Source organism: Bacillus sp. FSL K6-2841, assembly GCF_037976435.1.
GTDB classification, from domain to species: Bacteria; Bacillota; Bacilli; order Bacillales; family Bacillaceae; genus Bacillus; species Bacillus pumilus.
The window spans coordinates 3,549,180-3,563,007 of the sequence record NZ_CP150266.1 but is presented as its reverse complement, the minus strand read 5'-3'; the positions used below and the strand labels follow the sequence as shown (position 1 = coordinate 3,563,007).

Here is a 13,828-nt window from a genome sequence, read left to right as displayed (position 1 = left end):
TGATGAAGTGAAGTTATATGGCTGCCACCGTCACTCATAAAAGATTTCCATTGACAGCTTTCTTTTAGAGGCGTAAAATATGAAATTATTCAGAAATAGCAACATTTTAAGTAAATAACGAAGGCTATGATTGCTGTGGGTCACACTATAGCAGGAGCAGCTTCTGGAGAGACCGCATGTATGTGCGGCGCCGAAGGGTTCACAATCTCAGGCAAAAGGACAGAAGAGTACGAAATATTGTATTTGTAATGCATGGATGAAGCCATGTATTGCTTTTCTCTATTTTGCTATTCTTTTATGACCGTGAGATTGGAGCGCATCCAATCTCTTTTTTTATGGACTTTTTGAGAGTTCATTATTTCAGTATAAGATCGTGTCGTAGGAGGGCGTTAGCATTGGAACAACAAGAATTAAAACGAGATTTATCAAACCGCCATGTTCAGTTGATTGCAATTGGCGGAACCATTGGAACTGGGCTATTTTTAGGCTCTGGAAAGGCCATTCAGTTGGCAGGGCCATCGATCATTTTTGCTTATTTAATTGTCGGAATGGCGATCTTTTTTGTCATGAGGGCACTTGGTGAACTACTCTTATCGAAGACAGGCTATCAGTCATTAACCGATATTGCAGAGGATTACCTTGGTCCGTGGGCTTCCTTTGTGACAGGGTGGACGTATTGGTTTTGCTGGATTATGACCGCGATGGCGGATGTTATTGCGGTCGGAGTGTATGTGCAGTATTGGTTTGATATCCCGCAATGGATTCCTGCTATTATTTGTTTGTTGATTTTACTAGGGTTTAATTTATTAACGGTGAAGCTTTTCGGAGAAATGGAATTTTGGTTTGCACTCATTAAAGTGATTACGATTCTATTGCTGATCGGCGTTGGAATTGTCCTTTTAATCATTGGTTTCCAAACAGATGCAGGGCCGGTGACGGTAACGAATCTTTGGTCACACGGCGGACTATTCCCGCATGGTGTCACAGGCTTCTTACTGTCATTCCAAATGGTCATCTTTGCGTATGTGGGAGTGGAACTGGTCGGTGTGTCCGCAGCAGAAACAGCCAATCCGCAAAAAAACATCCCATCTGCGATTAATAAAATTCCATTAAGAATTCTCTTTTTCTATGTGGGCGCCATTTTTGTCTTACTGTGTATCAATCCATGGACTGAGCTCAGTGCATCAGAAAGTCCTTTTGTGAAAACCTTTGGGCTGATTGGAATTCCAGTAGCAGCGGGACTCATTAATTTTGTTGTCTTGACGTCTGCGGCTTCGGCTTGTAATAGCGGTATGTTCTCAACGAGCCGAATTTTGTATAATCTCAGTCATCAAAAACAGGGCCCATCTTCCTTTGGCCGCCTGAACAAGCACGCTGTTCCAAGTAATGCACTATTCGTTTCAACGATTGTAGTTTCGGTCGGTGCTCTTTTAAGCAAGCTGATTCCAGAACAAGCCTTTGGTATTGTCACAACCATCAGCGCCATTTGTTTCATTTGGGTATGGAGTATAATTCTAATTTGCCATTTGAAATATAAAAAAACAAAGCCTGAACTGCATGCAGCATCTACCTTTAAAGCACCGTTCACACCTTTTGTAAACATTTGTGTTCTTGTCCTTTTTGCTGCCATTCTTGTGATCATGCTGTTTGCGGATGCAACACGTCCGGCGCTCTTGTTAACACCGGTTTGGTTTGGTTTCTTATTATTGATTTATGCACGAAAGAAACGCCGTGCGTCATAATGGACAGAAAAAAGCACAGCCTTTGTATTAGGCTGTGCTTTTTGTTTATTTAACGATTTCTAATCCTGAACATATAATTTGCATTCAAAATAATTAAAACAAGTCCAATCACGATGATTGAAAAGAGCTGAGAGTGATTGGCTCCAAGGGAATACACGATCAGAATAAACATGGCACCGGTCAATAAGATGTTCATCATTTGATACGTGTGAAACAATCCGCCAAGCATCACATGCTTTTCACCTTCGTCGGAAATAGCAAGCAGTTTTTTACTATAATCTTTGTCAGAAGGGCTTGGGAGATTGCGATTAGGGTAGACAAGTTTTAGAACGGATATTGCTACGTAAGAACTGATAATGGTGACGATAAATATAGCAACATTGACGAGAATCAGCCAAATAGGCTGTTCGGTGACGATAGCCATACCGATGGCAATAATGGATAAAATGGTACTTACCGTATTGGCTAAAGTCGAATCAGTAAAGGTGCGATACTGTTTTACTTCGAGTTCATCCTCTTCATCTCCAGATACCGAAAGTGATACTCTTTTCTTCATACGTGAAATCCCTGAAAAACAATAAACAATTAATACAATCGTCAAGCCGCTGATGACAAGAGTCGCTTCAAATGCAACATCAAGAAGGGTCATCTCAAATTCAGCTGCAAGCAGACAGTAAGCACCGAGAAAGCCAAGGAGAGCACCTAAGAGCATTTTGTATACAGTTTTCATGATAGTTCATCCTCCTCGAATAGAAAAATACGTTCAATGGGTTCCTGAAAAATTCGTGAAAGCTTAACAGCGAGCAAGAGAGATGGCATTAGTTCATCTCGCTCCATTAAGCTGATGGTCTGACGAGAAACTTTTGCACGATTGGCAAGCTCAGTTTGGTTCAAACCATCACGCGCACGAAGCTCTTTTAATCGATTTTTCATTCTGTCACCTCAATTTGATCTGAATCTTTCTTTGATTGTAAAGCATATTATTCAATTTGACAAGTAAAGTTGTCAAATTGATAAAAATAATTGTCAGAAAGATCATCTTTCTTCAAAAGATGAACCATGATACGCTAAAAGAAAGAGAAACAGAAAATAGGTGATGCCCGTGTTCATTGACCAATTAAAAAATGACTTACATCAATCTCAACCTTTATTTATTGGAGAAGAAACAGCGTTCAAAGCTGCAGTCCTTGTCCCTTTGGTGCAAGTAAACGGGGAATGGCATGTTTTATTTGAAGTACGATCACTGACGATGAGAAAACAGCCTGGCGATATTAGCTTCCCAGGAGGCAAACTCGACGGCGGCGAAACCGCACAGGAAGCTGCACTGCGGGAAACATATGAAGAACTAGGGATTCCGCCCGAATCCGTCAAGGTGTTAGGACAGCTCAGTCCTTATATTGCCTCTCCATCCTTTGTGGTATATCCATTTGTCGGAATCATTGATGAACAGCAGGTCAAACATTCCTTTAATCAAGAAGAAGTAGAGGAGACCTTTACTGTGCCTCTATCATGGCTCATCCAATACGAACCGTACTTACACCATGTATCGGTGCAGCCAACACCAGGAGAGGACTTTCCTTATGAAAAAATCATGAATGGAGAAAAATACAGCTGGGGGAGTCGTTCGATTGAGGAGTGGTTTTATGATTACGATCGTTACACCATTTGGGGATTAACTGCCCGCATATTAAAACATTTTGTGATGGTTGCAAAAAGAAATTCCTAGAGAATCAGCTCTAGGAATTTGTTGTAGAAAGGCGTTCTTTTGCGGTTTCTTTTCCTTTCCCTTTTCCAATTAGGATGGGCGCTTTAGCTTGGCTCAATCCATATGAAGGCATGTTCACGTAGATAGATTCATATGAGCCGGCTTGAATTTGATACGTTTCATGATAAATTCCGACCGCGTCATTATTTCGTGCTCTTTGGTTAAATCCTTTCCAAGCAGCCAAATGCTTCTCCATCTTGGCGTAGGCAAGGAGGTCCTCTGTTGATTTCCAATATTGGATCATGGTGGTTGTGCGTAAACCGAAGTAATTTTCTGTCCCTAGAAAACCAAGTTCTTCTTGATGTGTATAAAGTTCTTTGATCATCCCCGGCATCGCCTTAAATACTGGCAGCCATTGATGGACAGCCCAGCGTTTATTGATTCTCATTCCGATAATGAACACAACAATCGGCTCAGAATTGTCTGTTGTATACCTGCCAGCACGTATATTTTTTTTCACTTGTTCACCCTTCTTTCTTCATCGATTCACAGGTCTCCACGCACCAATCAATTCCAGCCTGCGCCACTTTCTTTCCGTAATCTAACGTATACAGCCAATACTTCGCATCAGCTTCATCTGGATACAGCTCTTGAATGTTTTGTTCAATCGCAACATATGTCTCATAACGGATACGGAGCTGCCTCTCATAATCCTGTAAAAGCACCAATTTTTTCTCAAACGAAAGATATTGACCAAAGAATAACTTTAATAACACTTCATTTCGTTCTGATGGTACTTGATCGAGCGGATGCGCCAGCCATTGCCTCAACGTGTCCAGCCCTTTTTCAGTCAGATGATACTCCCGCTTGTCTGAGCGCCCAGTTGTAGAAGCGGGTGAAACCTTCGCAAGCCCTTCCTCGACTATTAACTTTAAAGCTGGATAAATTTGTCCATAACTAATTTTCCAAAAGTGATGCAAGCTCCTATCAATTAATTGCTTCACTTCATACCCTGACTTACAATCTGTCGTTAAAATACCTAAAATCGCATACGTCGTATCATTGTATTTTTTCATATCAGCACACCTATCTAAAAGATATATCATTTAGATATATAATAAACGATGTATAGCTGCAGACACAAGATGTATGAGAAAAAAACAAATGCTAGAAAGGAGGTGAAGAGATCACTGATTTGTTAATTCATGAAATGAATCATTCATATAGATTGAAAGATCATATTTTGGAGGGGGACATATGAGTAAATACAAAGTCTGGACCATGGCTATTTTGGCAGTACTAATTATTGGTGGAGGCGGCTGGATAGCCTATCAAGCAATCGCAAAAAAGAGTGGTTTAAATCACCCCTACGCCTTTGCATATAAGACTCATGATCGTGTGAACTGGTTCAAGGTAACGGAAAGAAACGGAAAAGTAACAGGTCATCTGAATGAAACCATTTTAGAGGAAAATCCGAAAAGGCATTATGATCCCAATATGTTTATCAACAAATATCAATTAACTGGGAAATCAATTGAAAACGGTTACGAATTTTATGTGAAGCAAGGGAAAGAAACGGTCACATATGAAGTTCACCTTGCCGAAAAGGATCTTTCTGTGAAAAAACAAGGTGAAAAGCACAGCATCACATACAAAGCAGTTGATCAAAAAAACCTACGTGCTGTTCAACAGGACATTCATACTCGATATGAGAAACTGATGGATGACACGGAAAATAGATTTCATGATTATGTACGAAACTTCATTAAGAAAGTAACAGGCGCTTATGGTTATTTGTATACGGCAGAGGATGGTTCGTACCAACTATTTCTAAAAGTAAAACGAATGTATATGCAGTCTGAATGGGCAGGTTCTTTTCTAATGAGAAAGACCCCAGGAGATGGTGGTGAACCTTATAAAGAAACGAAACATACAGCTGGTGGAGTTTCAGATGGGATGATGTTTGATTTGAGTACTTATCCTGCAATTGAAAAGGGTTTTATTTTAGGTGAAACTGACCGAGACGCAACATACATTAAATTTCCTTTTAAAATGGCAGGCGGGACAATAGAATTTAAAGCGGTCACGAAAGAGGAATATCAAGAACAAACAGAAGAATTCAAAAAGAAGGCGAAAGAATTGCAAAAGTAGATCGTGTTGGAACAGATGAATGTTGTGAATGGCATTTCAGGGCGATCAGAATTTAGTTGAATATCTAAATAGGGATCATGAAGGTTTTTTAAATCATATATTAGTGGAGGTACGTATGAGTAAATTGAAAATGTGGGTCGTGTCTATCCTGGCAGTACTCATCTTAGGTGGAGGCGGCTGGACAGCATATCAAGCAATCGCACAAAAGAATTCATTGAATCATTCCTATGCATTTGCGTATAAAACGAAGGATAGCATGAGCTGGTTTAAGGTATCTGAGAGCAAAGGGAAAGTAACAGGGCATTTGAATGAAAAGTATATAGAAGAAGAAAGATGGTATCCGCATATCTATAAAAAACAATTTGTCGTATCCGGCAGTTCAAAAGAAAATGGGTATGAATTCAGAGTCACACAAGGTAAAGAAACGATCGTATACGATGTTCATTTTTCAGGAAAAAACCTTTCAGTGAAAAAACAAGGCGAAAAGAAAAGCACGATTTATAAGGCAATCAATCAAAAAAAGCTAGAGAAATATCATAAAGATATCCAAAAACAATATGATTATCTATTTGATACCGCGGAAGATAGGTTTTATGATAGTATGAGAAACTTCAAGGAGAAAGTGGCAAAGGTATATGGCTTTCTCTATACGGCAAAGGACAAACAATTATTTTTACAGGTGAAAACGATGCATATGGAACTTGGATGGTCCGGCTTCCTTCTAATCACAACTGTTCCCGGAGAAGAGTGTAAGCCTTATAAAGAAATGAGATTAGAAGTCATGGGTGATACGGATGGAAGAACTTTTGTAATGGGCCATGAGCCTTCAATTGAAGATGGGATCATTCAAGGTTCCACTGATCGAGATGTAAAATCAATCAAACTTCCATTTAAAATGACAGGCGGTACCGTAGAGTTAAAAGCGGTTACGAAACAGGAATACCAAAAACAAGCGAAAGCATTCAAAAAGCAGGCAGAAGAAAGAAAAAAATAGATGATGGAAACCAGATGAGTAAACTTATCTGGTTTTTATAATGGAGATAGTTCTTAGTGATGATAAAAGGATATCGATGTATAAACAAGCGAGAAAGGTTGTTTTAACTAAATCAAAGAAAATCAATTTAGGTATATAGACCTTAATAAATTTCTGAAAAATAAATGTTGACGCTTTCATATAATCAATATATACTAAAATCAAATCCAATATAAATAAATTAGACATGTGACTGGTCATGCAGGCAGGATCTAAAAACGATGAATTTCTTTAATTTGTCGTTTTAGGTCCTTTTTTTATTGCCCAAATATAGGTCTCATGTATGAGGAAAAGGGGGAGGAAAAATGAATTATACACAAGTTGCCAAAGACGTTTTACAGCATGTAGGTGGTAAAGAAAACATTGCGCACCTTGAGCACTGTTCAACTAGACTTCGCTTCACGCTAATTGATCAGAAAAAAGCAGATGTACCAGCACTAGAAAAAACACCAGGTGTCATAGCTGTCAGAATGTCAGGACAATGCCAAGTGGTGATTGGGAATGACGTGATTGAAGTGTATCAAAAGGTAACAAGTCTAATGGGTGGCAGCTCATCGGGGCAAGTCATGCCATCCAATCAGCCAAAAGAAAAAAGAAAAATAGGCACAGTTCTGTTAGATTTCATTGTCGGTGTCTTCCAGCCGCTTGTTCCAGCTATCGCAGGCGGAGGGATTTTAAAATCATTTCTTCTCCTTTTTTCTCTATTAGGCTGGATGGATGCAAAAGGTCAAACCTATCAAATATTGAATATGGTAGGGGACGCACCTCTTTACTTCCTGCCTTTACTAGTCGCTGTAACGACGGCGAATAAACTAAAGGTAAATCCACTGGTCGCACTATCAGCAGTCGGCGCGCTTCTTCTTCCTAACATGACGGCTATGCTTACTGAAGGTGCGCAATTGCTGTCATTCGACGTGAAAAATATAGCTTATGCGTATCAAGTGTTCCCAGCAATCCTTTCTGTATTGCTATACGCTCAAATGGAAAAATTCTTTACACGATTTTCACCAAAACCAATTCGGATTTTCTTTGTTCCAATGATGTCATTGGTCATTACTGTACCAATTACATTACTTCTATTAGGACCGATTGGTTTTACAGCAGGACAAGGTTTTTCATCCATCATTCTCGCAATGTTTAATACAGTAGGCTGGGTAGCTGTCGCGATTTTAGCAGCAGTCCTCCCATTCATGGTCGCATCAGGTATGCACAAAGCAATGGTCCCTTATGCAGTCACAACGATGGGAACCCTTGGGAAAGAAGCACTTTATTTACCTGCATCACTTGCACATAATATTGCGGAGAGTGGAGCGTGTTTCGCTGTAGCACTACGCACAAAAGACAAGGTACTCAGATCAACAGCCATTTCGGCAGGAATTTCAGCATTTTTTGGTATCACAGAGCCTGCTTTGTATGGTGTGACACTTCAAAATAAGCGAGTTCTTGGAAGTGTCATGATTGGTTCGTTTGTTGGCGGGATATTCATTGGATTAGTTGGTATACAAGCCTTTGTACTTGTTGGCCCTGGATTAGCAAGTATGTCAATGTTTATATCAGATGAGCTCCCACGAAATCTAATGTTTGCTATCATTGGAGCAATCATTTCCTTTATTGTCGCTTTTATCGCTGCTTTTGTATTAGGTAAGGATAAAACAGTAGAAGAAAAGACAAATGATCAAGCTGCATTTGCTGAACAAATTGGAGCGGGTGAAACATTCAAAAGTCCTGTGATTGGTCAAATGATCTCTCTATCTGAAGTGAAAGATGATATTTTCTCTTCAAAGGTCATGGGAGACGGGATTGCCATTGTCCCTTCAGAAGGTGCGCTTTACGCACCAGTAGATGGTGAAGTGACCATGCTGTTCGAAACAAATCATGCACTTGGTATGAAAACGGACCAAGGGGTTGAAGTATTATTCCACATTGGCCTTGATACCGTTCAACTGGAAGGACAGTATTTTCATCCAAAAGTGCAGGCAGGGGAACGTGTTCAAGCAGGAGATTTACTGATTGAATTTGATGTAGAAAAAATCATAGCAGCAGGTTATGATCCAGTTACACTTGCTGTCATTACAAATACAGATCAATATGAAATAAAGGTACAGCCATTACAAGAGGTCAATCGTCAAGATACATTGATGGTTGTCACACAATTAGGAGGCTAAACAGATGACAACAATTAAAGGTTTTCCAAAAGGATTTTTATGGGGCGGCGCCATTGCCGCCAACCAAGCAGAAGGCGCTTGGAATATAGATGGAAAGGGACCATCAGTTGCAGATATTGCAATGTATCGTTCCAATTTAAGTGTAGAAGATTATGAAGGACATCTTGCTGTGACTTCTGAAAATATAGATCGTGCAATAAAAGACCCAGACGATAAAAAGTACCCTAAACGCAGAGGGGTTGATTTCTATCATCACTATAAAGAGGATTTGGCTCTATTTGCTGAAATGGGCTTTAAAACACTTCGCATTTCTATTGCGTGGAGTCGGATCTTCCCTACTGGAGAAGAAGCTGAACCAAATGAAAAAGGGCTGCAATTTTATGATCGTGTATTTGCCGAAATGAAAAAACTCAATATAGAACCGATTGTGACACTCTCTCATTATGAAATGCCTTTAGCCCTTAGTGTGAAATATAACGGCTGGGTGGAAAGAAAAGTGGTCAATCTCTTTGTGAAGTTCGCCAATGTATGTTTCGAACGTTATCAACATGATGTGAAATATTGGCTCACCTTTAATGAAATTGATAGTATTCACCGCCACTCATTCATTACAGCAGGAATTATTCCTGATCGTTGCCCAGAAGGTAAAGTAGAAGAGACGGTGTATCAAGCACTTCATCATCAATTTGTTGCATCTGCTCTTGTCACAGCTGATTGCCATCGTATTATCCCAGGCAGCCAGGTTGGGTGTATGCTGACAAAATTGACAACGTATCCGCATACGTGTCACCCGAATGATGTGGAACAAGCCTTAAAACAAAACTTAGAAAACTATTTCTATGCAGATGTTCAGGTGTTTGGCGAATATCCACCACTGATTACACGGATGCTTGAGAGAAAAAATATTCATATTCATATGGAGGCAGAAGACCTCAACATTCTAAAAGAAAACACAGTCGATTTCATTTCATTTAGCTACTATATGTCTTTAACTGAATCAGCTCAAGAAGGGTTAGAACAGACAGAAGGAAACACGATTCGTGGAGTCAAAAATCCTTACCTGCCTTCAACTGACTGGGGCTGGCAAATTGATCCGGTTGGTCTGAAAATTTCTTTAATTGAACTGTATGATCGCTATCAAAAACCTCTTATCATTGTCGAGAATGGAATGGGTGCAAAGGATGTAGTTGAAAGTGATGGCTCTATCCATGACGACTATCGGATTAACTATTTTAAAGAGCATTTCCGCCAGATGAGAGAAGCGATTGAAGAGGGCGTCGATCTCTTTGGATATACGAGCTGGGGCTCAATTGATATTATTAGTGCAGGTACATCACAAATGTCAAAACGCTATGGCTTTATTCACGTAGATCAAGATGATGATGGAAACGGAACGTTAAAACGATCTCGAAAAGACTCATTTTATTGGTACCAAAAAGTCATTGAGACAAATGGTGAATCGCTTGATTGAACACCACAATCATGAAAACAGGTGATGACGATGTTTAAAATAAAAAAAGTTTTAAACTCGAGTGTGGTCCTGGCGGAAGATCAGAACCAACAGGAGATGGTTTTGTTTGGCCGTGGGATTGGCTACGGACAGAAACCGGGTCAAATGATAGAAGAGAAAAAAGCGGACCAAGTCTTTATGTCAGTCGATAACATGAGAGCAAAGGAATTTCTTCAATTGTTAGATTCAATGCCTCAAGAGTTTATCGATTTAACTCAGCGCATCGTCCAATATGCAGAAAAAAGGTTAAATTCAAATCTAAATTCAGGGGTTTATTTTACCTTAATGGATCATTTGAATTTTGCTGTTGAACGACATAAAAAGAATATTAATATTACGAACCGAGTGTACTGGGAAATCAAAAATTACTATACTGAAGAATTTGAAGTAGGGAAGTACGCTCTTGAGTTAGTCAATGATACATTGGGCATACAATTGCCAAAAGAAGAAGCTGCCAATATCGCCTTTCACTTAATCAATGCATTAGGTGAAGAATCCGATTCGAAAGATAGCATGAAATATGCCAAAATGATCGGAAGCATTGTCAATCTTGTGCGCTATACACTGAATATGAAAATGGACCAAGAAAATATTCATTACAGTCGGTTCATTACACATGTGAAGTTCTTTGTAGAGAGGTTTTATGCAAATAAATTACTCTCGGATCAAGAAAATGAGTTGTTTGAACAAATTGCACACTTGTATCCTCAGGCGATGGATGTTGCTTTTAAAATCAAAGATTATATTAAACAGGTGCATAGTATCGTCATTCCTAATGATGAGCTTACTTATCTTGCGGTACATATACACCGCCTCATATCTTATCAGCAATTAAAATAATGGTGGAACCACTTGCCTTGTGATCGGGCAAGTGGTTCTTTGCTGTGATCAATTTTATATTAAGTTCCGATAGGTCGTTCTGTTGTGCCAGAATTCGTCTCATTTAACGAATTGAAAGACACTGTTTGTCCGAAAACGACGATGGTTAATGCGATGATCAATAAACTCATTTTTTTCATTAGAATTCCTCCATTCAAATATAGGATGGTTCATGTGATAGGCTTCCTTCAAAAAGAGATAGGCTAGATGAATGGCACCTAAATCTTCAAAGTGTTTTGCAGCTAGTGCACTTAATTCACAGACACCTTCAGCATCCTTTAATTCTTTTAGAATACTGATTTCCTCGAAACAGGCTTGAGCTTTTTGAGACATATCCTCAGTAAAGTATAGATGGTAAAGCAAATTCATTTTTGCTGTATAGATGGGGCATTTCTCTGATTCATGTTTTTGTTTGACCAATTCGAAGTAATAGAGAGCTTGTGTTCTTTCATCAATAGAGAGCAGCTCTTTGACTAACATAAACATGGTGTGATGGAAATAGCACGATGAGAGGTAGTTTTCATCACTTAGAGCCTTTTCTAGGGCATCGATACATTTTTTCGATTCTCCAGCTTCGGCATAAAGAATACTGATATTATGAAAAAGCTGTGAAGTTAGAAAATGATCATTTAGACTGTCAGCGATGTGTAATGCTTTTTTGTAGTAGTTTTCTGCTCTTGTGAAGTCGCCAATATCCATATAATTAGCAGCAGCGATGACAATGGCTGTCGCTAGTCTTCTTTCATACCCTTCATGACTTTTGAAAATATCTATAGCATTCTGAATATAGTGAAGAGAAATTAGGCTCTGACGAAGTAGCATATATAAGTTGGCGATTTTCGTATGGAATTCAGCTACTTCTATTTCATCCGGAATGTTTTGCAGTTTTTTCTAGGCAATTTTAAACAGTCCAATGGCTGATGCATAGTCTCTGTTATATGAAGCGTAAAGGGCTTTGTATAGGTAAAAATAGTATTCAATTAAGTCGTTTGTTTTAGAGGGGCAATCTAGCTCTGTCTGTTCATTCAGCTTTTTACCTCTTCGTTCATATATCATGAGTTTATACTTGCCTTCTAGCAATGAATAATAAGTCAATACCTCCTGATTCTCTTCCATTTCTTGAAGTAATTGCTTTAATTCTGTGTACATTGCGTTAGCACTTTGTACATCATGTTTGCGAATCGCAATTCGCCAATCATTTAAACGGTTCCCCACCTGTTCAGCAGAAATGATAGCCATGAAATTTCACCTCTTTAAGATCCTTTCACCTGTTTCATAAAAAACGATATCACAATTTTCGGAAAAATATAATCATTTCTGTGAGGTGATTGCCAAGAGGTAATAAAAAGGACCTATGGTCATGTGATGTACGAAATTGTAATGATGATTGAATGTTTTTACAAATGATTAACATCTTTTTTTAATCGTCTGAAAAAGGAATATATACAATGGGTTTTATGATTATGATCGAAAATATCACTGGTATATTACAAATAAAGGGATTTTATGTGATCTGTGGGTAAGTTGGAAGGTAGATCCATTAAAGAAAATCAGTTATGATGATGCTAGATCAAATTTGGAATAGAAACTGATAGAAGCAGACAAAATAAATAGCAAGCACAAACACTAGTCTGTTGGAAAGGATGTTGATATGAAAAAAAGATTTAAAATCTTAAACTGGCAAATCACAGTGATTATGGCGACACTGTTACTTGTTTTATTGACTCTTTATATGTCAAAGAGATATTTTTATAGCAAAGAAATAGAATTGCTGACAGAATCTTGCCAACAAGTAGGCGGCAAAATCATATTAGAAACTAATAGTTTGTCTATGGATTATTCATTTGAGTGCCAGGAAAAGTAAAACAGGCAGAAAGCTGCCTGTTTTATTCCAACTTAAAAACCTAAATCTTGAAGCCATTGATTTAATCTGGTCTCCCGTTTCTCGGCACTTGCCTCATCAAATTTCCCTAAATGTAAGCTGGCTGTTATTTCTCCGTCATTCATAAACATGATTCTTTCAGAACGAAGAGCAACCTTTGGGTCATGTGTGACAAGCAATAGTGTTGCTCCTTCAGAATGGATTTTCGAAAATATATTCATCACATCCTTCGTTGCATGAGAGTTAAGAGCACCTGTTGGTTCATCAGCAAAAAGAATGTCTGGTTCATTCATAAGCGCTCGACAGATAGAGGCTCTTTGAAGCTGACCTCCTGATACTTCTGACAAATATCTATCTGCTAAATGATCAATATCAAGTTTCTCCATTAAATATTTAGCTCGTTCATTCACTTCTTTTCTTGGCTTTTTCTTTGTTAAGTAAGCTGCAGCAATGATGTTATCAAACAGATTAAGGTTTTTTAGTAAGTGGCTGTGTTGAAAGACAAATCCCATATCTGTTAAACGCAGAGCAGTTAACTGTTTATCTGTCATTTCTGATAATAAATGGCCCTTATATTTGATCTCTCCTGTTGAGGCTGTTTCTATCCCGCTAAGCTGATAAAGCAAGGAGGTTTTCCCGCATCCGGAAGGGCCCATAATCGTCACAAATTCCCCAGGATTTATCGATAAATGGATATCTTTAAGAATGATTAAAGAATTAATTTGCAAAGACAATCGTTTTGTTTCAATCAAGTGTTCCAT

The 13,828-nt window shown here is 38.7% G+C and carries 15 protein-coding genes and 1 riboswitch; of the genes, 8 read left to right on the top strand and 7 right to left on the bottom strand.

Features of this window, described 5'->3' with window-relative positions; translation table 11 throughout:
- The first annotated feature begins 153 nt into the window (after positions 1 to 153).
- A riboswitch (glycine riboswitch) is annotated at positions 154 to 233 on the top strand.
- Positions 234 to 395: 162 nt separating this feature from the next.
- Complete coding sequence (locus MHH68_RS18240) at positions 396 to 1,742, top strand: amino acid permease (RefSeq protein ID WP_003214712.1); 1,347 nt, start codon at positions 396 to 398, stop codon at positions 1,740 to 1,742.
- Between the two features lie 49 nt (positions 1,743 to 1,791).
- Here MHH68_RS18240 and MHH68_RS18235 read toward each other — a convergent pair whose 3' ends face one another.
- Both MHH68_RS18235 and MHH68_RS18230 read right to left on the bottom strand, forming a co-directional pair.
- Positions 1,792 to 2,472, bottom strand: coding sequence for a DUF3169 family protein (locus MHH68_RS18235; RefSeq protein WP_061410094.1), 681 nt, complete (start codon positions 2,470 to 2,472; stop codon positions 1,792 to 1,794).
- Positions 2,469 to 2,675 (bottom strand): helix-turn-helix transcriptional regulator, encoded by a 207-nt coding sequence (locus MHH68_RS18230; protein ID WP_012011842.1) that lies wholly within the window; start codon positions 2,673 to 2,675, stop codon positions 2,469 to 2,471. The genes MHH68_RS18235 and MHH68_RS18230 overlap by 4 nt, the downstream gene beginning before the upstream one ends.
- A 169-nt stretch (positions 2,676 to 2,844) precedes the next feature.
- Here MHH68_RS18230 and MHH68_RS18225 point away from each other — a divergent pair, with 169 nt between their 5' ends.
- Positions 2,845 to 3,468, top strand: a complete 624-nt coding sequence (locus tag MHH68_RS18225) for a CoA pyrophosphatase (RefSeq protein WP_061410092.1) — start codon at positions 2,845 to 2,847, stop codon at positions 3,466 to 3,468.
- A gap of 10 nt (positions 3,469 to 3,478) precedes the next feature.
- Here MHH68_RS18225 and MHH68_RS18220 read toward each other — a convergent pair whose 3' ends face one another.
- Positions 3,479 to 3,967, bottom strand: a complete 489-nt coding sequence (locus MHH68_RS18220; protein WP_008347392.1) for a DUF4188 domain-containing protein — start codon at positions 3,965 to 3,967, stop codon at positions 3,479 to 3,481.
- Between the two features lie 4 nt (positions 3,968 to 3,971).
- Positions 3,972 to 4,523, bottom strand: coding sequence for a PadR family transcriptional regulator (locus tag MHH68_RS18215; protein WP_061410090.1), 552 nt, complete (start codon positions 4,521 to 4,523; stop codon positions 3,972 to 3,974).
- 181 nt (positions 4,524 to 4,704) lie between these two features.
- Between MHH68_RS18215 and MHH68_RS18210 the strand changes: the two genes are divergently transcribed.
- The 5 genes from MHH68_RS18210 (at position 4,705) to MHH68_RS18190 (ending at position 11,146) form a co-directional block, all read left to right on the top strand.
- Positions 4,705 to 5,598, top strand: coding sequence for a hypothetical protein (locus MHH68_RS18210; RefSeq protein ID WP_216888107.1), 894 nt, complete (start codon positions 4,705 to 4,707; stop codon positions 5,596 to 5,598).
- A 115-nt stretch (positions 5,599 to 5,713) separates the two neighbouring features.
- Positions 5,714 to 6,592 carry a hypothetical protein gene (locus MHH68_RS18205; RefSeq protein WP_058013256.1) on the top strand — a complete coding sequence of 293 codons (879 nt, stop codon included), beginning with the start codon at positions 5,714 to 5,716 and terminating at the stop codon, positions 6,590 to 6,592.
- A gap of 344 nt (positions 6,593 to 6,936) precedes the next feature.
- Positions 6,937 to 8,796, top strand: coding sequence for a beta-glucoside-specific PTS transporter subunit IIABC (locus MHH68_RS18200; RefSeq protein ID WP_061410088.1), 1,860 nt, complete (start codon positions 6,937 to 6,939; stop codon positions 8,794 to 8,796).
- A 4-nt stretch (positions 8,797 to 8,800) separates the two neighbouring features.
- A complete protein-coding gene (locus MHH68_RS18195) occupies positions 8,801 to 10,267 on the top strand; it encodes a glycoside hydrolase family 1 protein (protein ID WP_216888116.1) in 1,467 nt (488 codons plus the stop codon).
- Positions 10,268 to 10,297: 30 nt separating this feature from the next.
- A complete protein-coding gene (locus tag MHH68_RS18190; protein WP_058013259.1) occupies positions 10,298 to 11,146 on the top strand; it encodes a PRD domain-containing protein in 849 nt (282 codons plus the stop codon).
- 99 nt (positions 11,147 to 11,245) lie between these two features.
- On the opposite strand, the gene MHH68_RS18185 is transcribed toward MHH68_RS18190, so the two are convergent.
- Positions 11,246 to 12,007, bottom strand: a complete 762-nt coding sequence (locus MHH68_RS18185) for a tetratricopeptide repeat protein (RefSeq protein WP_339164562.1) — start codon at positions 12,005 to 12,007, stop codon at positions 11,246 to 11,248.
- Between the two features lie 69 nt (positions 12,008 to 12,076).
- Positions 12,077 to 12,424, bottom strand: coding sequence for a hypothetical protein (locus tag MHH68_RS18180; protein ID WP_339164560.1), 348 nt, complete (start codon positions 12,422 to 12,424; stop codon positions 12,077 to 12,079).
- A gap of 412 nt (positions 12,425 to 12,836) precedes the next feature.
- Here MHH68_RS18180 and MHH68_RS18175 point away from each other — a divergent pair, with 412 nt between their 5' ends.
- The gene (locus MHH68_RS18175; RefSeq protein WP_058013261.1) at positions 12,837 to 13,049 is read left to right on the top strand and encodes a hypothetical protein; all 213 of its coding nucleotides are present in this window, start codon (positions 12,837 to 12,839) and stop codon (positions 13,047 to 13,049) included.
- Between the two features lie 32 nt (positions 13,050 to 13,081).
- Here MHH68_RS18175 and MHH68_RS18170 read toward each other — a convergent pair whose 3' ends face one another.
- Positions 13,082 to 13,828, bottom strand: coding sequence for an ABC transporter ATP-binding protein (locus MHH68_RS18170; RefSeq protein WP_339164558.1), 747 nt, complete (start codon positions 13,826 to 13,828; stop codon positions 13,082 to 13,084).